The sequence below is a fragment of the Parendozoicomonas haliclonae genome (genome assembly GCF_900174585.1).
GTDB classification, from domain to species: Bacteria; Pseudomonadota; Gammaproteobacteria; order Pseudomonadales; family Endozoicomonadaceae; genus Sansalvadorimonas; species Sansalvadorimonas haliclonae.
Map to the genome: position 1 here is coordinate 195,835 of NZ_FWPT01000005.1, position 20,149 is coordinate 215,983.

The following is a 20,149-nucleotide window of genomic DNA, read 5'->3' on the forward strand; positions in this document are numbered from 1 at the left end:
GTTACCGGCTGTTTCCTGCCCCTCGGAATCAGGCTTCTGCTGCTATCTTTGCCGTCCCTGACAGGCTTTCCGCCCAGAAGGGACGAACAAAGATCAGTCTGGAGCCCCTGTCGTTTGTCTGGATTTCTATCGACTCTGCAGAATATCTGCCGCATAAGGTTATGGTTAGCCTGTGCCGCGCTGCTGGCCGGGCCGATTCAGGCTGCGGGTGAAGACTATGCCCGCCTTGCCAGGATGGCTGATGATCTGGTGCCTGAAGCTTTTTATCAGGCCGGGTATTTGAGTCGAAGTGCCGGTTATACCAATTCCCTGACCGGGCACCTGCTTATCAAGGAGGCATTACCTCTCGCCACACTGGCAGCGACCAGCTTTGGTTTAGCCTTTACCAACCGTTTTCTCTCCGACCGACTGGGCTATGCCGGCCTGCAAAGAGTTACCGCACCTCTGCTGGCTATGGGGCTGCACTTCTTCGTACGCCCTGAACTTGATAGTAAAAATCTGTTGGCGCTGTTGCCTCTTGCAGCGGACACCGTTTTGAATGCTGTAGGAGTAGAAGGACCTTGGCGGGCCCTGCGCAATGCCTACAGCCTCGCTGTGTTGGGAAGTACACTCTGGCCGGATCTTTCCCGAGAGCTAAGTTTGGTGAGTCCGGGCAGTTCTCTGGAGCAACCCGTAATTCTCAGTGCTGGTAATGGTAATCAAAATGCGGCGATTACCTTATTGGATAAACCTCCCATAACACTCTCCGGGATGACTGACCATTGGGTGTTCAGGATTGATATTCAGCAGGCTCATAGTCTGGCCGGTACGCATCCCTTCTTTCAGGAGCTGAGAGCTCTGGCAGAGAGGGTCGGCCATCAGCAGATTCAATCGGTTTACCTCCAGCCTGAACCCAAGGGCATACTGAGGGTTGCCATCGAACAGAAGGATGGGCGATGGCAGTCTGCAGGAATCATCGAGCGATTCGCCGAAGGTGTTGTGCCCTGGTGGACCAGTTGGGAGCTGATAAAAGCATCTGCTGGTGACCAAAGTGAACTGCGATTTATCTCACCACTGTCGGCTCCGGTTTTTAAGGCTGTCCAGAGTTTGTTGGCTGACAACCAAAGGCTGCCGGCTGAGCAACGTAGTACATACCGTATGACCTTTACCGGCACCCTTGAGATAGTACCGGTTCTGCAAGCTGGCGAATATCATATTCTGCCATTGGATTCGGCGATGTCATTATGGCTACGGGAACCTATGGGTGGTGCTCTGCCTTTTGCCCGTATGCCCCTGCCAGAAGTTGTTGTGCACTCTCGGGGACAGTACGACGAACAGGATCTACAAACGATAGCTGCAAGGGTGGTGGCTGACCCTGCGCTGGGACATAACGCCTTGCTCTGGTGTATGGGACGGTTGCTGGCCTCTGCGGCCACATCATCACTCTCTGGTTATGCCGGAGATGTGCTGGCCCGAAATCTCGAAGAGGCTCTGGTGTTTCCGGGTATGTACTTGAGACCTCATACCCGCTTTGATCGAGATTTTCCGCTCTCCGGGCCGCTGACCCAGATGCGGTTAAAGAAGCTCAATATCCCCACAACGGATGGCAAATTGCTGACCGGCGGTGTGCTTGTGCAAGGGGTGAATAAAACCCCCAATAGGGAAAAAACGCTGGTGGTGTTCTTCCATGGCAATGCCGACAATGCCTCCGATATAGCCTACGGCACATTATTTAGGTCATGGTCCGGAAATAATCTGGTGAACTGTCTGGATAGCTGGAAAATGGATGTGGTTTTTCCAGAGTACCGTGGTTATGGCAATACGCTCACGCCGATCAGTAAAGAGCAGTTCCTGGCTGATGCCGAGAGTTATATTGATCATATCCGTGATCAATACAGTGCCTATAAAAATATTGTAGTGGTGGGACATTCCCTGGGTTCAACGGCCGCAGCCTGGCTATCCCGGCATTCCGCTGTGGGGAATGTCATCCTGCTGGCACCGTTTACCAGTATTGTGGATGTGGTGCGTGGTGGTCTTGGTCAATGGCTGCCTTCCTGGCCAATCAAGTTTAACTTCCAGTCCGATGACTATCTGACCGAGGCCACAGCCAGAGTGGCTCTGATTCACGGCGCTAATGATATCAATATTCCCTGGCAGCACAGCAGTCAACTCAATAGCCTGCTTGAGCATCTGGATAAACCTGTTGTGTTCAAAACGGTACCGAATACAGGCCATAACACGATTATGGATACCCAGGCGTTTTGGGACATTCTGAAAGGCATTGTTGCTCCTGCCGAGCATCGTTAACACGAAAAACAGGCAAAACCCCATTTCTGTGACTATAAATGCCACCCGGTATAAATACGTTTCCCGGCAACTGGAATGCGTACGGATTTTGTAATGATTCTTTAAGCGGGGCGTAACGAAAATGGGGGGTAGGGGATGAGCCGTGTAATCGGGATGTGGGTTAGTCCGTTTCAGCGTCTGGCAGGTTGGACTTTAGGCAGTGTTGTATTGGGGGGGCTGTGCAGCAGTTATGCGGCCGCCAGTGGTCTTTCCTTGATCGATTTCACCTCGGTATCGGCTTTTGGCAGTGCCGGCGCAGGCCGTGGGGTAAATGTTGATGCCTCGGTTATGAGTACCAATCCTGCCGGACTGTCTTTGCTGAAAAGGCCTCAGGCGGTGATCGGCGGAATGGGGATTTTTGCTGGTGGGGAAGCCCACGGAACCTATTCCTCCATTGCTTCCAATCCACCCACGGCCGGACGAAGCTATACCCCCGATGAAGTGGAGTATTACCAGTTTCTTGGAAGTGCCAGCAGCAACTACCAAAGCTGTACCGGCTTTGATGGGGATCCCAGCCAGTGTTATGTCCAGAACAGCAAAGAGAGTGGTTTTCTCCACCCAGCTGTTGTGCCATCAATCTATTATGCACAGCCGGTGACTGATGATATTTGGGCGGGTGTCGGTGTTTATGCCTCTTTTGGTGGAGAAACGGACTACCCGATTGAATCAGCTTTCCGCTATCAGGCACTGTCCAGTAAAACCCAGGTTGTAGTGGTGCAGCCGACTGTTTCCATGGCCTTGAGCCCAGAACTTTCTATTGGTGGTGGTTTAAAGATTTCTGCAGGCCAGTTGGCCATGAGCCGGATGCTCAACCCCTGGGCTTCGGCTATTACTGATGCCCAGGCAGATATTACCGGTGATGGCATCGGTGTCGGCGCCAATCTTGGGGCGATCTGGCAACCGGTACCTGAGGTAACTCTTGGTTTGAGCTACAGCTCGCCGGTCAAGGTGAAGTTTAAGGGCGATCTTAAGGCAACAGGCGTTGCTGGCCTTGGGGTGGTGATGGACCGTTTTGCCACAGCTGATGACCCAAGTGCAGCGATGGAGTACCCGGAGCCTATTCCTGCCGCTGTGGACTCAGCGCAATGGATTATGGATACCCGGTTAACCACAACCAAGGAAGATATTCGCACCGATATCACTTTTCCCGAGCATGTTGATTTGAGTCTGTCCTGGCAGCTGAATCCTGAGTGGACTGTGCTTGGGAGCGCCATCTGGACGCGCTGGAGTCGTATGCACAATATCAAGATTACCACCCATGGCAGTGTCGCAGGAGAAAGTGCTTCTGACATTGTCTCCGTCAGCAATGGGGCACCCGGTGGCAATGTGTTGGCCTACGTACCGCAGAACTGGTCGGATGTCTGGGCTTTGGCCGTGGGCACCCATTACCAGCTGAATGATAAAACAGTGCTGCGCTTCGGTTACGCCTATGATAATTCCCCAACTAAAAACAGTACCCGCTCTGCCCGTATTCCGGATAACGACCGACAGTGGCTGACGGTAGGGCTGGGTTATGAGCTGGACAGCACCTATTCCATCGATCTGGCTTATGGCTACATGTTTATGAAGCCATTCAAGATCCATGATGTGAACCACAAAGTGGATGGCAGTCAGCAGGCCGTGAATCCGGAAACTGCACTGTTTGAAGACCCGGGTGTTTTGAATGCCAAATACAAGCGCATGCATGCCCATGCTTTGGCGGCTCAGCTCAAGGTGAAATTCTGATGAGAGGCTGTGAAGGTGTCTGCAGCCGGACAGGAGAAAGTACCATGATGAAACACGTGAAATTGTTTTCTGCGTTCACGCTGGCTTTGGGGCTGTTGAGCGCAGGGTTTGCCGCAGCCGTCGACAGTGACTGGAAGCCTTATCCGACGAACCTCTACAAGCCGGACCTGACCGGCGATAACCTGCAGAAGCTCTGGCCGAAGCTGAGTCGGGCAACACAGGATCCATTCCCAGCTGATGAGGGGCTGCAGGATGCCTGGCGGTCAGACTTTGAAGGTGACTTTGCCGGAGCCAAAAAGAAAGGGCTTGCCCTTGGTACGCCGGAAGGTGCCTATGTCGCTTACCGTGCCCAGACCATCTATGCCATGTATATGGCTCCGGATCCACAGCCAGGGCAGGAGGCACAGGCAGAGCGTACTGTTTTGTTGAAAGATGCTGCGGATCAGCTTTTGAATGTGGTCAACAACTTGAAGAGCCAGGGTAAAGAACCTCCCGTCCAGATTGTGTTCTGGGGTGCCTATGCCATGGGTCGTTACGTTCAGATCATGAAGCCAACCTGGAGTCTCCTGACCAAGAAAGCTCAGGTGAAGGCTCTGCTGACTCAGGCTGGCCTGGTGCCGAATCCATCCCTGATGCCTGCACTGCACGGTTTGTATGGTGGTGCCTATGCAGCCATTTATCAGGATGGTTACGCAGCCCGTCTGACTTTCCGTAGCTATGTGAAAGACTGCCAGGGCACAGTGACCCCGGGTGATTACGTGAAGGCCAGCTCCCAACAGTTTGATTGTGCGTTGAAGGCTTTGGGGGATACGCCATTCCCGGAAATTTATAACAGCTATGCCAAGGCTCTGCTGGAGTTGGATCCGGTTGCCAACAAGGTTCAGGCTGAAACCTATAAGCAGTATGCAACGGGAGCCAGCGTACCACCGGGCGTGACCAATATGATTTTCAGTGCGGAAGATGCACTGGCCAGAGAGTTTGCAAAAAAGCCGTAAGCAAGGAAGCTGGGATGGTTAAGAACAAGGGGAAGTGAACCATCAATAACAAGAACTCTAAACCGGCCAGCCATCATTGATGGCTGGCCTTTTTTATTGTGATTCAGTCAGTTATTTGCAAAAGCAGGGCAACGGCCTTAACTACGGTATCCTCTGCCTCTCTTCGCCCACTAAGACCGCTTTCCTGAATCGCTTCAGGCCAGCTTTTATGCTGGAGAAAGCGGGATACCAATAATATCTGCTGCTGTGTGTTCAAATATTTGTGTCGTGCACCTAGGTGCTCAATCATCAGGGAGTGAAGTTCGGGCAGACAGCTATCGATACTCTGTGACCTATGCGCTAATGCCAGCAGTCGTTCAGAATGGTTTTCTGCAATCGGCTTTTCCGCTTGATCCGACAGAGCTATCAGAATCTCCGCTTCCATTTGTTGCAGGCTCAGAGGAGCCTGATAGGGAAGAGCCATCACGAATCGGGCGCAGACCTGTTCAGCAAGCTCTTTACTGGCTGGAGAGAGTGGAGTGATCACTGTCAGGTTATAACAGCCACTGGCGGCATTACGGGTGCTGCCAATATGGGCCGGCATCAAGCCACACTGTCGCCAGAACTGCACCAATTCCGCAGTCGTGCCAAAGCAGCTGCCGAGCATATCAAGGTTATTGTTCTGCAGAGACTCTTTAATACGGCTGACCATAAGTTTTCCCAGGCCTTGCTGCTGTCGCTCGGGATGAACGGCAATACGCATAATGCGGGCCATGGTCAGCGTGGCTGCCTGCTGGAAACCGGCATGGGTGCAAAGGGTTTGCGGTAAAAGATGACCCTTGGGGCGACGCCGGCCAGACCAGATCTCCTGAGCCAGTTCAGCCTCAAAACCACCCTCTATGCTGATCAATGCTGTAGCCAGCAGTTGCTCGCCCTGTTTCAGGGTGAACAGCCTGAGATCGTCACGATCCAGCAGGTAGCGAATATCTTCCGGGCGGGTCTGGTAGTGGGCATTGATCAATAGTCCGGTGATCTGGCCCAGCAAATCCTCGTGGTCCAGTAGGCTATGACGGCTGATTTCCTGAAAGATAAGGTTTTCCGTACTCACTTCAGACTGCTGTGAACCAGTAAAGTCACTAAAACTTGGTATATCCGCATTCAGCAGCAACAGCTGGTTAATCAGTTGTTCGGTTGGGTCATGTTCAGCCCAACGTACCGGTGTTGTGATCTGGCAGCGTTGCCACTTGGGCGTAACGCGATCCAGGGTTTTATGAAAGCGAATAGCAAAGCCTCGGCCGGTACCTTCATAGCCATGGATGGTGCTGGCAAATACAATGCGGGAATATTGCTTGAGCAGCCTGCTCAATAACGGTGCCGGTAGCGCAGCGGCTTCATCGACCAGCACCAGACTGGCTTCAACCGGGTTGCGAGCCAGTTCATCAGGAGCAATAAAGGTGAGTTCGCTGTTGTTGGCAACGATATGTCCTTTGCGAACCTTGAGGGCTTCAAGGCCACTAGCGGCATGTACAAACAGCGTATCGGTGGTTTTAAGGGAGGGACCAGTAACAACAATACGGAGCCCACTTTCCTGCATCATCAATTGTGCTGCGGCTATGCCTAAAGCTGCGGACTTCCCTCGTCCTCGATCTGCGGTCAATACCAGTGGGCGCCGACGATGGCCGGTCTTGACCCGTTTGATGGCCTCTACTGCTTGCTGTTGTTCGCGGGAGGCATAGGGCTGAGTACTCTCAATAGTGTAAGGTTTGACCTCAACTATATCTGGTTGCTGTACCAGACCTGTCTGTTGATCCCAGTGCAGAGCGGAATGGCTATTGAATAGAATCCGCTGTGATCGTTTAAGAAAACCGGAATCGCCTACCCATTGTCCTTTGTGAGGGCAGAGCAAAACCAGCAGACCTCCGCCTTTCACTGTGCCGGAAACAATGCCGAGATTGTCTGCCGGAATATCTTCGGTCAAATCCAGGTAGAGAGTGGAAACCGTCTGACCCAGATACTGGTTGGCTTTATTCCATCCCCTGCAGGTGATGCTGTCTGATAGAGACCAGTCAGTCCGGTTGCTGAACAGGGTTCCGGCCAGTGGTTCACCGTTGGGAAAGGTTGTTGCGGACAGGGCGGCGAGTTGCTGGGAGAGCCATTCCTGATCACCGGTCAGAATCAGTGGCAGCCGGTGGTTATATTGGCCGGCTGCCTGAAGATGGGCATGAAGAGTTTCAGAAAATGAAGACGTAGGCTGTGGGCACATACATGGCTATCCCTGTAACAAGTGCCCATTCTATCAGTTTCTCCAGAAAGACGGAGTCATCAGTACCAGTACAGTCAGGATTTCCAGTCGTCCCATCAGCATACCCACACTAAGGATCCATTTAGCGGCATCGGGCAGAGGAATAAAGTTACCGGCAGGACCAATAATGGAGCCAAGGCCCGGTCCGACATTGCTCACCGCCGTAATGGCACCGGTCATACTGGTAATTAAATCCAGACCAAGCGCAGACAGCAGCATGGTGATCAGGGCAATGAGCAGCCCGTAGAAGAAGCTGAAGGCGACAAGAGAGCGGAGAATATCATTGGTAATCTCCTGGCCGTTGTAGCGTTGCACCAGAAAGGCCCGGGGGTGAGAGGCTTGCTTTAACTGCAACTGCAGCAGCTTGAAGCCGATCTGGAAACGAAAAATTTTCATGCCGCCAGCGGTGGAGCCGGAACAGCCACCGACAAACATCAGAAAGAAGAAGATAACAGTGGTGAACAGGCTCCAGGTGGCATAGTCGGTCAGTGCAAAGCCGGTGGTGCTCACCACCGAAGCGGTATTGAAAGCGACCAGGGTCAGGGCATGGAAGAACTGCCAGTCTTTCTCAAAAGTCAGCCATAAGGCCATAACAACCCAGAGCGCGACCATAAAACCGACCAGTGTCTGAACCTGACTATCTTCAAACAGGTCGGTGGTGTGGCCACGGGCAAATTTTACAAACAGGACAAAGGGCATGCTGCCCAGCAGCATAAACACGGTACCGTTCCAGTACACCCAGTAGCTTTTGAAATGGCCGATGGACGCATCCCAAGTTGAATAGCCACCAGTGGAGAGGGTGGTCATGGAGTGGTTGATGGCATCAAACCAGGTCATATCGCCGATCCAGTAACCCAAAGCACACAGCAGGGTCAAAGCCAGATAAGTGCCGACAATACGCTTGGCGATAGAGCCTGAGCGGGGCATGATCTTATCCGACCAGTCCGAGGATTCACTCTGGAACAGGCGCATGCCGCCCACTTTCAGAAACGGCAGAATGGCTACCGCCATCACGATAAAACCGATGCCACCCAGCCATTGCAGCAGCGAGCGCCACAAGAGGATGCCACGATCAACCTGATCCAGACCGGCAATCACCGTAGAACCGGTGGTGGTAATGCCGGACATGGTTTCAAAGAATGAGTCGGTAAAGCTCATATCTTCCACAAACATAAACGGCAGAGCGCCAAAGGCACTCACCGCCATCCAGCAGATGGTGGTCAGCAAAAAGATCTGGCGGGGATCAAGCCGGAACAGGGTAAACCGGGTGCTCATGGAGCAGACGCCACCGCAGACAAAAGTCACAATGGCGGCTTGGAAGAAACCGGCCCCTCCACCTTCTTCGGCAATCAGATCATAGGTGCCGGGGATGACCATCACCACACCCAGCAACATCAGAAACAGACCGACAACGTAAAGGACCGGTTTAATATTCATTGGTCAGAGTAATGCACTACAAACAGAACAGCGTAGTCTCATTCAGACAAATGGCTGTGTAATTAAGTGCTTATACGTGTCTGCTCAGGGTTTAGGTGGTTCGGTGAGCAGATTAATCAAGGCCTGCCCGGCGTTGGAGAGTGTACGGTCTCGGTGGTGGATATAACCCAGCTGTCGGTTAATACGAATCTGTTTGGGGGTAATGTCCTGCACATCATCGCTGAGCATGGTGGCCGGCAGGACGCTCCAGGCCAGTCCGATACTCACCATCATCTTCAGGGTTTCCAGGTAATTGGATTCCATCAGCACATCAAGACTTAATCCCAGTTGCTGGAAATAACCGGTGACGATCTTCTTGGTAAAGGTATTCTCTCCCGGGAAAACGCCGGGGTAGGCACTGATATCGGTAAGCGACGGTTGCCGAATACGGGCCAGAGGGTGATCCCGGGCCACCATAAAGATCAGGGGATCGTCCCAGACCGGTTCGGATATCACTCTTTCATCATTGCGCTGGGGGGCCAGTGTGACGATGCCCAGTTCGATATCACCACGCTGAACGGCACTGTACGCCCATTCGGAATCAACAAACTGAATATCCAGAGAGACGCCCGGGTAGTTGAGACTAAAGGCTTTCAGGACCTCGGGAAGACGATGCAGGCCGATATGGTGGCTGGTGGCCATACGCAGGCGTCCGGAGATTTCGCCGGACAGGTTAGATAGTGCCTGCCGGGTGTCGTCGATATCCTGAAGAATCAATCGTGCACGCTCCATCAGGACCTGGCCGGCTTCGGTCAGGGTTACGCTCCGACCAATACGATCAAACAGGCGTACATCCAGCTGACCTTCCAGCTGGGCAATCCGTTTGCTGACCGCAGGTTGGGTGAGATGGAGTTTATCCCCGGCCAGAGAGAAAGAACCGGTCTCGGCGACCGCCAGGAAGGCAATCAGGTTCTGGCTGTCCATCAGTGACTCCAGGTGCTAAGAGTTGAAAATCCTACAACTTTTCAGGGTTGTTGTTCGTCGGGCTTACTATTTCTGAGCTATTTCTTAGTTATTCCTGTTGGTAATCCAAACTATCAAAAAGATGAATTTGTTTTATCTGTAAGCGTGGCATAGGATGCAGGCTAATAACAAGAAATAACAATTTAAAGTCGTGTTACGGTCGGTTGTAGAAGCGGTTGCAGTCGGTTGTAAAAGTCAGGCAGGAGCAGATAATGGCGGGTAGAACTCTTTACGACAAACTCTGGGATGACCATCTGGTGAAAAGCCGGGATGATGGCTCTGCTCTGCTTTATATTGATCGTCACCTTCTGCACGAAGTTACCTCTCCGCAAGCCTTTGAAGGTCTGCGGATTGCCGGTCGTCAGCCCTGGCGGATCAATGCCAATCTGGCCACGCCAGACCATAACGTACCGACCACCCTGAATGAACGTAATGCCGGGATTGAAGGTATTGTCGATCCGGTCTCCCGGATTCAGGTACAGACTCTGGATGATAATTGCGATGAGTTCGGTATTACCCAGTACGCCATGGGGGATGTCCGCCAGGGTATCGTTCATGTAGTAGGCCCGGAGCAGGGTGCCACTCTGCCGGGTATGACCGTGGTCTGTGGTGATTCCCATACCGCGACTCACGGAGCGTTCGGTGCGCTGGCTCACGGTATCGGCACATCGGAGGTGGAGCATGTTTTGGCTTCCCAGTGTCTGGTGGCCAAAAAAATGAAAAATATGCGGGTGCGGGTGGAAGGTAAGCTCGGCCGTGGCGTGACTGCCAAGGATATTGTTCTGGCCGTCATCGGCGAGATTGGTACCGCTGGTGGTACCGGTTGTGCCATCGAGTTTGCCGGTACCGCGCTCGAAGACCTGTCTATGGAAGGGCGGATGACGATCTGCAATATGGCGATCGAAGCTGGTGCACGGGTCGGGCTGGTGGCCGTTGATAACACCACGATTGATTATATCCGTGGCAAACCGGGTGCTCCGAAAGGCGCAGACTGGGATGCGGCGGTGAACTACTGGCATACCCTGCATTCTGATGTGGATGCGGTGTTTGACCATGAAGTGATTCTGGATGCGGCAGCCATTGAGCCGCAGGTGACCTGGGGCACCTCCCCGGAAATGGTGGCTCCGGTGGGGGCTTCAGTTCCCGATCCTGATCAAGAAGCGGATGCGACCCGAGCTGATGGGATTCGTCGTGCCCTGCAATATATGGGGCTGAGCGCCGGACAGGCGTTAACCTCTATTCAGCTGGATCGTGTTTTTATCGGTTCGTGCACCAACTCCCGGATTGAAGACCTGCGTGAAGCCGCAGCTGTCGTGAAAGGCCGTAAGGTGGCGGAAACCATCAAGGAAGCCATTGTGGTGCCTGGTTCCGGACTGGTAAAGCAGCAGGCGGAAGCGGAAGGTCTGGACAAGATCTTTATCGAAGCTGGCTTGCAGTGGCGTGAGCCCGGCTGTTCCATGTGTCTGGCGATGAATGCGGATCGTCTGGGCGAAGGTGAGCACTGTGCTTCAACTTCCAACCGTAACTTTGAAGGCAGGCAGGGTTTTGGCGGGCGTACCCATCTGGTCAGTCCGGCCATGGCGGCTGCAGCCGCAGTCACCGGGTATTTTGTTGATGTGCGTGAATTGATGGGGGATGCAGCATGAAGGCATTAACTGTACATCAGGGGCTGGTTGCGCCATTGGATCGTGCCAATGTCGATACCGATATGATCATTCCTAAGCAGTTTCTGAAATCCATCAAGCGCACCGGATTTGGCAAGAACCTGTTTGATGAGCTGCGTTATCTGGATGTGGGTGAGGCCGACCAGGATTGCAGTGGCCGTCCGCTGAATCCTGACTTTGTGTTGAATCAGCCACGTTATAAAGATGTCTCTATCTTGTTGGCCCGGCAGAACTTCGGTTGTGGCTCCAGCCGTGAGCACGCGCCCTGGGCATTGGAAGACTATGGCTTCCGCTGTGTGATCGCCCCCAGCTTTGCAGATATTTTCTATAACAACTGTTTCAAGAATGGTCTGTTGCCGATCGTTCTGTCTGAGCAGCAGGTGGATGATCTGTTTGCGGCCTGTCAGACCGAAGAAGGTTTCAATCTGACCGTAGATCTGGAACGTCAGGTGGTGGTGACCCCCGGTGGTGATGAGCTGAGTTTTGAGATCGACCCATTCCGTAAGGAGTGCCTGTTGAAAGGGCTGGATGAGATCGGCCTGACTCTGCAGGAAGAAGACACAATTCGTGCCTTTGAAAACAAGCATCAGAAGAAATTCCCGTGGCTGTTTCAAGAGCTGGCGTAAAGGGTAATAGGGAAGAGGGGAAAGAAAGCATGAAAAAGGTTCTGGTTTTACCGGGTGACGGTATTGGTACCGAAATTGTTGCCCAGGGTGTACGGGTTCTGGATGCGGTTAAACAGAAGTTTGGCCTGCAGATCGAGACTGATCACGCCTTGATTGGTGGTTCAGCGATTGATGCCACGGGTGTTCCCCTTCCTGATGAAACGCTGAATAAAGCCCGAGCTGCTGATGCGATTTTGCTGGGCGCTGTTGGTGGCCCTAAGTGGGATGATCTGGATATGGCGGTACGCCCGGAGAAAGGTCTTCTGGGTATTCGCTCCCAGCTGGAGCTGTTTGGCAATCTGCGTCCGGCCATTCTCTACCCGCAGCTGGCTGATGCTTCCACCCTGAAATCTGAGGTGGTGAGCGGGCTGGATATTCTGATTGTGCGTGAGCTGACCGGTGGTATTTATTTTGGTCAGCCCCGCGGCATCCGCACACTGGAGAATGGTGAACGGGAAGGTTTCAATACTTACGTCTACAGCGAATCAGAAATTGAACGTATTGGTCGGGTGGCTTTTGAGGCGGCTCAGAAGCGCGGTGGCAAGCTGTGCTCCGTCGATAAGCACAATGTACTGGAAGTGACTGTTCTGTGGCGTGAGGTGATGGACCGGCTGGCACCGGAGTATCCGGATGTCGAACTCTCCCATATGTATGTTGATAATGCCGCCATGCAGCTGGTTCGGGCGCCAAAACAGTTCGATGTGATGGTGACCGGTAATATGTTTGGCGATATTCTGTCCGACTGTGCCGCCATGCTGACCGGTTCCATCGGGATGCTGCCTTCTGCGTCTCTGGATGCCAACAATAAGGGTATGTATGAGCCGGTGCATGGTTCTGCTCCGGATATTGCCGGTCAGGATCTGGCGAATCCGCTGGCCACCATTCTCTCTGTTGCGATGATGCTGCGTTACTCCCTGAATGAAGTGGCAGCGGCAGATGCGATTGAGCAGGCGGTCAGCAAGGTGCTGGATGCCGGTATTCGTACCGGTGACATCTGGTCAGAGGGTTGTGAGAAAGTCGGCACTCAGGCAATGGGTGATGCTGTGGTTCAGGCCTTGAATGAACTGTCACTGAATGGGGAAGACGCGTGAATAAGGTTGGATTGATCGGCTGGCGGGGCATGGTGGGCTCCGTCTTGATGCGGCGTATGGCGGATGAGGGTGATTTTGCCCATATAGAGCCCGTGTTCTTCACCACCTCCCAGGCTGGCCAGGCTGGTCCTGCACACCTGATCGGGCCGGATGCCAAGGTTCCGGCTCTGAAGAGTGCTTATGACATCGATGAACTGGCGGGCATGGATATTATTATCTCCTGCCAGGGCGGTGATTTTACCGGTGAGGTTTATCCAAAGCTGCGAGCGGCCGGCTGGAATGGCTACTGGATTGATGCTGCCTCCAAGCTGCGTATGGACGACAGTGCAGTGATTGTTCTTGATCCGGTCAACCGTCCGGTGATCAATCGTGCTCTGAACGATGGCATCAAGACCTATGTGGGTGGCAACTGTACAGTGAGTTTGATGCTGATGGGCCTGGGCGGTCTGTTTACCGAAGGGCTGGTGGAGTGGACTTCCGCCATGACTTACCAGGCCGCCAGTGGTGGCGGTGCCCGTCATATGCGCGAACTGCTTAATGGTATGGGCGTGGTTCGTGACAGTGTTGCCGCTGAACTGGCTAATCCGGCATCGGCCATTCTCGAAATCGACCGCAAGGTTACCGCAACCCTGCGTGGTGGTATGGATACGCCAGAGTTTGGTGTCCCTCTGGCTGGCAGCCTGATCCCTTATATCGACAGTCAGCTGGATAATGGTCAGAGCCGGGAAGAGTGGAAGGCTCAGGTTGAGAGCAACAAGATTCTGGGTTCGGATCAGATTATTCCGGTTGATGGAATCTGTGTCCGTGTTGGAGCTATGCGCTGCCATTCCCAGGCGCTGACTTTGAAGCTGAAGCGCGATCTGCCTTTGGCGGATATCGAAGCGCTGATTGGCGAAGCCAATGATTGGGTAAAATTTGTACCCAATGACCGACAGGCTTCCATGGAGCAGCTGACTCCGACTGCGGTAAGCGGTTCCCTGACCATTCCAGTTGGCCGGGTACGTAAGATGAATATGGGGCCGGAATATATCTCTGCCTTTACCGTTGGCGACCAGCTTTTGTGGGGGGCGGCCGAGCCTCTGCGCCGGATGCTGAATATTATTCTGGGCAAGCTGTAGCTTTCTCGTTTAAGAAAATTAAACCGCCAGTGATTTACGTCACTGGCGGTTTTTTATTACGGAGACTCAGTGCTGGGGCAGTCGTTAATTCTGTTTCTGACTTTTGAGTAGGAGTTCAGTTTTCAACCGGTGGTTTTCTTCGATAGAAACAATGGCTGCAAAAATCCCTGAAATAAGAAAGGCAAGAATTGAAAGGATCAGGAAAAGGTATCCTGATGTGTTTAGGATTTGCAGCCAGAGGCTGGTCAGCGGAAAGAACAGGCTGGCAACAGAGCAAGCCATTGAGGCAAGAAACAGGGCAGCCATAAACATGCCAAAGCCGGCGAAGATGCGGGCAATGAGCAGAACGAGTGAGAGGTTTTTCGATTTCAGGTTCTTATAAGGCTTCATTATTATTTGGACTCGAATAGAGAGGCTACGGCTGAAAACTAATACATAGCGGCAATATCTAATGATAACTGTCGTTTTATTTTATAAAAGATAATTGAGTGCTGTTCAAATCGTACCGGTGACATTGAGGTGTTTGGAACTGACAGAAGAGTGTATGGATTTGATCTCTTTGCATCCAAACCCTGCAGCCTTTAAAGTTACGCCATTTCTTCAAGAGCTGTCTTTCTATGTCTCTCTCCGAACACGCTGCACTTGTTCTGGTTGGTGCTGATACCTTTGCCGGTGAGGCTGCGCTGAATCTTCTGGCTGATATCCCGAGCGTAGAAAAAGTGACTGCGCTGAGTGCCAGTCCGGCAGATGATGCCACCGTTGAATTTTCCGGGGACTCTGTTCAGATTGAATCTCTGGCGGATTTTCGTTTTCAGGCGGGTCAGCTGGTGTTGTGTGTCGGTAATGCCTTGCTGGCAGAGCAGGCGATCCAGATGGCAGGTGATGCTGGTGCGCTGGTCATTGATGCCACTTCATTCACACGCAGTCAGCAGTATGCTGAGCTGGTTCATCCACGTATCAACAGTGAAGCACTGATGTCACTCAGTCAGAACGGTGTGGTGGCTGTGCCGGGTGATGTTGGCATGGTGGTCGCTCCGGTGGTGCGGGCACTCCGCCAGCTGGGTGGTGTGGCTCGGGTTGATTTGAACTGCAGCCTGTCTGTCAGTGGTGCCGCCGATGAACGTGGTGTTAGTGAGCTGGCTTCGCAAACCAATCGTCTGCTGAATGGCCTGCCTGCGGAGCATGAAGTTTTCCAGGATCAGGTGGCATTCAATCTTCTGCCGGGATTTTTCCATCAGCAGGGTGACGCCCAGACTGCGGCCCGTGAGATTGTTGAGCTGGCCGGTCATGAAGGACTGCCGGTTCATGTCAGCAGTATTGTTGCTCCGGTATTTTATGGGCAGATCATTCGCATGAGTGTCACCCTGGAGTGGCCGGTCAGCGAAGGTGAAGTCATGGATGTGCTGGAGTCTGTTCCGGGTCTGGTCATTATTCAGGATCAGGAAGAGTTTCTGACTCCGGTTGCTCTGGTTAGTCGTGACGATGAAGAACGTCAGCAGGTTTTCCTGGGTGGTTTGGCGACATCCGACGTTCAGGATAATGTGCTGAATATGTGGATTGTGTCTGATAATGCCCGTTCAGGTGCTGTTTATGGTGCAGTTAAGCTCTATCAGCAGTTGATTAGCGAGTTTCTGCAGTGATAACTTATCATACGTATCTGTCAGTGGATCAATACTGGCAATTTTGTCTTTTAGTCTGATGCGTATTTGTACAACTGCATCAGCCAAGGGAAGAAAGCCTCTCGGTTGGCGGTAATCATTGCCCGGACATTGTTTCATCTTAGTGATGAAGGTAAGGCGCAGGGGGATAGGGCAGACACAAACAGTCTGCCCACACCGGCACTTAACCAGGACCGGTTTGGGTAATAACAAAAAAGGATAGGGGATATATGTTACGCAAGCTGGCAGCAGCCATAGCCATTGCGGGCGGCATGGGCAGCATGATGGCCTCCACATCAGCCCATGCACTGGGATTGGGTGAGATTGAGCTGGACTCGGCTCTGAATCAACCCCTGAAAGCCGATATAGAACTGGTAGAACTGCGTGATCTGACCGCAGCAGAAATTCTTCCAAACCTTGCGACGCGGGACGACTTTGATCGGGCCGGTGTCGAACGTCCTTATTTTCTCTCGAAGCTGCGCTTTGAAACGGTGACCCGTGATGATGGCTCTGTCTATATCCGGGTCAGCAGTCGTCAGCCGGTTATTGAGCCTTATCTGAATTTCCTGGTGGAAGTGCATTGGCCAAATGGCCGTCTGCTGCGCGAGTACACGTTGTTACTGGATCCCCCATCCTTCAGTGACTCTGTTGTCAAAGGCGTAGCCGGTACCCCGCCAAAAACCGTCACTGCCGGAGAGCCTGAAAAAGCCGCTGCACCAGAAGTGGCTGCAGCGCCGGTATTGAATTCCCGCATTCCACAGGCGCAGCCTGAAACGTCCGGTGCGACTGGCAGCACCTATCGTGTTAAGAAAGACGACACTCTCTGGGAGGTCGCACTCAATACCCGTCCAGGTCGAGATGTCAGCCCGATTAAAATGATGGCTGCGTTGCAGCAGCAGAACCCATCCGCATTTATTAAAGGCAATATCAACCTGCTCAAGCAGGGTTCCCTGCTAACCATTCCTGACCGCAGTGCTATTGAGGCGATGGATGCTTCCGCCGCTGCACAGAATGTTTCCAATCAGAACAAGGAGTGGAAAAGCGGCCAGGTACAGGTGGATGCCACCCGTCAAACCGAAGTCCGCGAAACGGCCCGTGGTGTGGTTGAAGATGATCGTCTGAGCATTGTTTCCGGTAGTACCGGTGATAATGGCGAAGGCGCTGATCAGGGTGATGGCAACAGTGCCGGTGGTTCCGCTCGTGAGCTGGAAGACGCTCTGATCATCAAGCAGGAGCAGCTTGATAGTCTGTCCCGTGAAAATACAGATCTGAAAGATCGTCTGGGTGATCTGGAGGAACAGATTGCCACCCTTGAACGTCTGGTGACGTTGAAGAATGATCAGCTGGTAGCTGCCCAGACGCTGGCTGATGAAAATGCCCTGGCTGCCAATGCGAATAACGGTGGCGCTGCTACGGATGCCAAGCCGGCAGAAGAGATTGATTACAACTTTAGCGATGGTCAGGAAGTCGCTGATGCCGGTGCTGAGGTTGCAGTAACACCGGCTGGTGGCCCGCCAGCTCAGGAACCTGCGAAAGCTGCTAAGCCGAAAACACCTCCGCCTCCGCCACCACCAGCTCCGGAACCAGGCTTCCTCGATAAGCTGCTGGCGAATCCGTTGTACCTTGGCGGTGGTGCCGCAGTCCTGCTGTTGCTGGGTCTGTTGGGTGTTGTTGCCAAGCGTCGTCGTGATGCTGAGCCTGAAGACGACAGTGATAACACGCCTTCGCCAATGCCGACCGACTCCGGTGATCTGGCGGATGAGCTCCCGGAAGCAGATGATCTGTTTGCCGACAGCACTTCCGACGCTGATGCAGCGCAGGATCAGGATGAGCCTGATCTGGATATTGATAAGTCCCTGCTGGATCCTCAGGGTGGTGTGGCTCCTGAAACCGCAGATGCACTGGGTGAAGCGGATATCTACATTGCTTATGGTCGTTATGATCAGGCGGCAGAGTTGCTGAATCAGGCGATTGCCGCTGAGCCAGAGCGTGCTGATCTGCGCATTAAACAGCTGGAGGTTTTGGCTGAATTGCAGGATGCGGAAGGTTTCGTGACTCAGGAGATGGCGCTGAAAGATCAGGGTAGCTCCGAAGGTGTCAACCGCGCTGCTGAACTGCGCGGTCGCTTCCCGGCTGAGGCTCTGGCTGCTGTGGCCGCCACTACTGTTGTGACTGCAGTTGCTGCGGAAGCTCAGGCCGCTGATCCGGTTGATTCTGATATCGATATGACCGAGTTCGATGCCATGGCGGCAGAGGAAGGTTTGGAGTTTGATCTCCCGGATGTTGATCTGACTGAAGAACCAGCTGCCGAAGTCTCTAATGATGAAGATGATGACTTCGGTCTTGATTTTGGTGATCTTGAAGCCGAGCTGGATGATCAGCTGACCGATATGGCTACTGATTCAGAGACCCAGTCGGTTGATAATGAAGCCCTGGAATTTGGCGATATCGAGCTGGAAGGTCTGGAGCAGGATCTTGATGCCGAACTGGCTGAAGAGCCTGAAGCGACCGTTGAAGCTGATAGTAACGATCTGCCGGATCTCGAGTTTGATATTGCTCTGGATGATGCTGAGCTGGACGTTGCCGATGAGACTGCCGCACCTGTGGCTGAAGAGCCGGTAACTGAGGCTGATGCTGAATCGGTATCCGACTTCGATAGCGAACTGGAACAGCTGGATGCCGAGCTGGCTGATCTGTCTGTTGATATGGATCAGGCCGAGATCGACAAGGCACTGGCTCCGGAAGAAACTGCTGAAGTCGCTGCCGAGCCTGAGGCCGAAGAGGTTGCCGAGCCGTCCGCTGAGCTCTCCCTTGATGACCTTGATCACGATCTGGATATCGAGTTTGAAAGCTCTGACCTGGAAGGTCTGGACGAAGCCGAGCCAGAAGTGGCTTCTGTAGAAGTGGAAGAGGCTCCTGTAGTGGAAGCGGTTGAGGATGCCGAACCAGCAGCGCCAGCCACTGATGCACTGGAAACGGCTCTGGCTGATCTGGGCGATGTTGATGCGGACGGCGATCTCGGTCAGATGGAAGAGGACTTTGCCTTCCTGAATGAGACCGATGAAACTGCGACAAAGCTTGATCTGGCTCGCGCCTATATGGAAATGGGTGACGAAGAGGGTGCGAAAGATATCCTTGACGAAGTTTCCCGCGAAGGTAGTGAAGCCCAGCAGGCGGAAGCCCGTGAGCTGATAGGGAAGATGGGCAGCTGATCGCTGTTTCGGATTCTCATACAAAAAAGGCTGGTATATTATACCGGCCTTTTTTTATGGCCTTTTGGGTGGTTTGTGATTATGCGTGATACAGACGGAACGGATACGCTTGCAGGTGAGCAGGAGCCCGTGAAGGACGGGGTGGCCGAGCAGCCTGTTTACCGGTTTGCCGCCTGTATTGAGTATGATGGCTCCAGTTATCATGGCTGGCAGAGTCTGAAGAGTGGTCTGCCGACTGTGCAGGCGGCGGTGGAGTCGGCGATTGGCAGGGTTGCCAATCATCCGATCTCTGTCGTCTGTGCTGGCCGGACCGATGCCGGCGTACATGGCAGTCATCAGATTATCCACTTTGATACCACTTCGGTGCGGGATTTAAGAGGCTGGGTTTACGGCACCAACACCCATTTGCCTGATGCTATTGCCATGCGCTGGGTGAAGCCGGTTTCCGAGGCGTTTCATGCACGCTTCTCAGCACTGGCCAGACGTTACCGCTACGTGATATATAACAATTCTATTCGTCCTGCGCATCTCAGTAAGGGGGTGACCTGGAATTACCGGCCCCTGGATGTGGAGCGAATGCGTGAAGCGGGGCAGTATCTGGTAGGAACCCATGATTTTAACTCCTACCGGGCGGTTCAGTGTCAGGCGAAAAGCCCGGTACGCACCATTGAGCATCTTGAGCTGAACCGTTATGGTGATCTGATCGTGATGGATGTGAAAGCCAATGCCTTTCTTCACCATATGATCCGTAATATCGCCGGTGTGTTAATGGCTATTGGTACCGGTAAGCGGGAGCCAATCTGGGCCAAAGAGGTGCTGGATGCCCGTGACCGTAAAGCCGGAGGCGTAACAGCTGCACCATGGGGACTGTATTTTGTCGATGTCCTCTATCCGGATGAGTTTGAATTGCCCCGGGAGCCATTAGGCCCTTCTTTTGTGACGGCGTTGATGGATTCCTAGGGAGCAGACATCCCGT

Annotated in this window: 14 protein-coding genes; 11 read left to right on the top strand and 3 right to left on the bottom strand. The window is 53.2% G+C overall.

All coding sequences use genetic code 11. The features are described 5' to 3' along the window. Window positions 1–114 precede the first annotated feature (114 nt). The 3 genes from EHSB41UT_RS12210 (at window position 115) to EHSB41UT_RS12220 (ending at window position 5,045) form a co-directional block, all read left to right on the top strand. Entirely contained in the window at window positions 115–2,286 is a 2,172-nt protein-coding gene (locus EHSB41UT_RS12210) for an alpha/beta hydrolase (RefSeq protein ID WP_087110193.1), read from the top strand. Window positions 2,287–2,421: 135 nt separating this feature from the next. Further along, on the top strand, window positions 2,422–4,050 hold the full coding sequence (locus tag EHSB41UT_RS12215) for an OmpP1/FadL family transporter (protein ID WP_087110195.1): 1,629 nt from the start codon (window positions 2,422–2,424) through the stop codon (window positions 4,048–4,050). 44 nt (window positions 4,051–4,094) lie between these two features. Further along, window positions 4,095–5,045 carry a hypothetical protein gene (locus tag EHSB41UT_RS12220; protein WP_087110197.1) on the top strand — a complete coding sequence of 317 codons (951 nt, stop codon included), beginning with the start codon at window positions 4,095–4,097 and terminating at the stop codon, window positions 5,043–5,045. Between the two features lie 103 nt (window positions 5,046–5,148). On the opposite strand, the gene EHSB41UT_RS12225 is transcribed toward EHSB41UT_RS12220, so the two are convergent. The 3 genes from EHSB41UT_RS12225 to EHSB41UT_RS12235 all read right to left on the bottom strand — a co-directional run bounded on the left by EHSB41UT_RS12225 (window position 5,149) and on the right by EHSB41UT_RS12235 (window position 9,726). Beyond that, a complete protein-coding gene (locus tag EHSB41UT_RS12225; protein ID WP_087110199.1) occupies window positions 5,149–7,287 on the bottom strand; it encodes a tRNA(Met) cytidine acetyltransferase TmcA in 2,139 nt (712 codons plus the stop codon). Between the two features lie 33 nt (window positions 7,288–7,320). Further along, entirely contained in the window at window positions 7,321–8,763 is a 1,443-nt protein-coding gene (locus EHSB41UT_RS12230) for a TrkH family potassium uptake protein (RefSeq protein ID WP_087110201.1), read from the bottom strand. A gap of 84 nt (window positions 8,764–8,847) precedes the next feature. Next, on the bottom strand, window positions 8,848–9,726 hold the full coding sequence (locus EHSB41UT_RS12235) for a LysR family transcriptional regulator (RefSeq protein ID WP_087110203.1): 879 nt from the start codon (window positions 9,724–9,726) through the stop codon (window positions 8,848–8,850). A gap of 251 nt (window positions 9,727–9,977) precedes the next feature. Here EHSB41UT_RS12235 and leuC point away from each other — a divergent pair, with 251 nt between their 5' ends. The 8 genes from leuC to truA all read left to right on the top strand — a co-directional run bounded on the left by leuC (window position 9,978) and on the right by truA (window position 20,133). Continuing rightward, window positions 9,978–11,411 (top strand): 3-isopropylmalate dehydratase large subunit, encoded by a 1,434-nt coding sequence (gene leuC / locus EHSB41UT_RS12240; protein ID WP_087110205.1) that lies wholly within the window; start codon window positions 9,978–9,980, stop codon window positions 11,409–11,411. After that, a complete protein-coding gene (leuD, locus tag EHSB41UT_RS12245; RefSeq protein WP_087110207.1) occupies window positions 11,408–12,055 on the top strand; it encodes a 3-isopropylmalate dehydratase small subunit in 648 nt (215 codons plus the stop codon). The genes leuC and leuD overlap by 4 nt, the downstream gene beginning before the upstream one ends. A gap of 29 nt (window positions 12,056–12,084) precedes the next feature. Further along, window positions 12,085–13,185 carry a 3-isopropylmalate dehydrogenase gene (gene leuB / locus EHSB41UT_RS12250; RefSeq protein ID WP_087110209.1) on the top strand — a complete coding sequence of 367 codons (1,101 nt, stop codon included), beginning with the start codon at window positions 12,085–12,087 and terminating at the stop codon, window positions 13,183–13,185. Further along, entirely contained in the window at window positions 13,182–14,303 is a 1,122-nt protein-coding gene (gene asd, locus EHSB41UT_RS12255; RefSeq protein ID WP_087110211.1) for an aspartate-semialdehyde dehydrogenase, read from the top strand. The genes leuB and asd overlap by 4 nt, the downstream gene beginning before the upstream one ends. Before the next feature lie 151 nt (window positions 14,304–14,454). After that, window positions 14,455–14,685: a hypothetical protein gene (locus EHSB41UT_RS24485; protein WP_133060492.1), complete on the top strand. Its 231-nt coding sequence runs from the start codon at window positions 14,455–14,457 to the stop codon at window positions 14,683–14,685. Between the two features lie 235 nt (window positions 14,686–14,920). After that, window positions 14,921–15,943: an Asd/ArgC dimerization domain-containing protein gene (locus EHSB41UT_RS12265; protein ID WP_087110214.1), complete on the top strand. Its 1,023-nt coding sequence runs from the start codon at window positions 14,921–14,923 to the stop codon at window positions 15,941–15,943. Between the two features lie 248 nt (window positions 15,944–16,191). After that, window positions 16,192–19,173, top strand: a complete 2,982-nt coding sequence (locus EHSB41UT_RS12270; RefSeq protein ID WP_087110216.1) for a FimV/HubP family polar landmark protein — start codon at window positions 16,192–16,194, stop codon at window positions 19,171–19,173. Window positions 19,174–19,254: 81 nt separating this feature from the next. Beyond that, window positions 19,255–20,133, top strand: a complete 879-nt coding sequence (truA, locus tag EHSB41UT_RS12275; RefSeq protein ID WP_087110218.1) for a tRNA pseudouridine(38-40) synthase TruA — start codon at window positions 19,255–19,257, stop codon at window positions 20,131–20,133. Window positions 20,134–20,149 lie beyond the last annotated feature (16 nt).

What these genes read in the sequence shown, in the direction of transcription:
- EHSB41UT_RS12225 (WP_087110199.1), bottom strand. Translation starts at nt 7,287, where the DNA reads ATGTGCCCACAGCCTACGTCTTCATTTTCTGAAACTCTTCATGCCCAT.
- EHSB41UT_RS12235 (WP_087110203.1), bottom strand. Translation starts at nt 9,726, where the DNA reads ATGGACAGCCAGAACCTGATTGCCTTCCTGGCGGTCGCCGAGACCGGT.
- leuC (WP_087110205.1), top strand. Translation starts at nt 9,978, where the DNA reads ATGGCGGGTAGAACTCTTTACGACAAACTCTGGGATGACCATCTGGTG.
- leuB (WP_087110209.1), top strand. Translation starts at nt 12,085, where the DNA reads ATGAAAAAGGTTCTGGTTTTACCGGGTGACGGTATTGGTACCGAAATT.
- EHSB41UT_RS12230 (WP_087110201.1), bottom strand. Translation starts at nt 8,763, where the DNA reads ATGAATATTAAACCGGTCCTTTACGTTGTCGGTCTGTTTCTGATGTTG.
- leuD (WP_087110207.1), top strand. Translation starts at nt 11,408, where the DNA reads ATGAAGGCATTAACTGTACATCAGGGGCTGGTTGCGCCATTGGATCGT.
- EHSB41UT_RS12265 (WP_087110214.1), top strand. Translation starts at nt 14,921, where the DNA reads ATGTCTCTCTCCGAACACGCTGCACTTGTTCTGGTTGGTGCTGATACC.
- EHSB41UT_RS12215 (WP_087110195.1), top strand. Translation starts at nt 2,422, where the DNA reads ATGAGCCGTGTAATCGGGATGTGGGTTAGTCCGTTTCAGCGTCTGGCA.
- EHSB41UT_RS12220 (WP_087110197.1), top strand. Translation starts at nt 4,095, where the DNA reads ATGATGAAACACGTGAAATTGTTTTCTGCGTTCACGCTGGCTTTGGGG.
- truA (WP_087110218.1), top strand. Translation starts at nt 19,255, where the DNA reads ATGCGTGATACAGACGGAACGGATACGCTTGCAGGTGAGCAGGAGCCC.
- EHSB41UT_RS12270 (WP_087110216.1), top strand. Translation starts at nt 16,192, where the DNA reads ATGTTACGCAAGCTGGCAGCAGCCATAGCCATTGCGGGCGGCATGGGC.
- EHSB41UT_RS24485 (WP_133060492.1), top strand. Translation starts at nt 14,455, where the DNA reads ATGGCTGCAAAAATCCCTGAAATAAGAAAGGCAAGAATTGAAAGGATC.